Genomic DNA, 244 nt, shown 5'->3' on the forward strand with positions numbered 1-244 from the left:
GTGAGGCTGCCGTGGCCATCCACCGCGGGCCGTACGACCGGCTGAACGAGACGTACAACGCGATCGACGAGTGGATGGCGGGGAATCGTCGGGAGCCTGCCGGGCACTCATGGGAGATCTACGGAGATCCAACGCCGGATCCAGCCCAGACTGAGACAACAATCGTGCGCCTCCTCAAGTAGGAGCCAACAGGCCGTGCCCACTGTGCCTGGAGCCCGCCACCCGTTGAAGATGACAGGTTGTC

1 protein-coding gene is annotated in these 244 nt (G+C 63.9%); it reads left to right on the forward strand.

Annotated features, from left to right (window positions below; translation table 11 throughout):
* On the forward strand, positions 1-182 hold a 182-nt coding region (locus SB847_RS22005), incomplete at its 5' end, for a GyrI-like domain-containing protein (RefSeq protein WP_410578862.1).
* Between the last annotated feature and the right edge of the window lie 62 nt (positions 183-244).

Source organism: Bacillus sp. SIMBA_026 (assembly GCF_046535335.1).
Lineage (GTDB): Bacteria > Bacillota > Bacilli > Bacillales > Bacillaceae > Bacillus > Bacillus velezensis.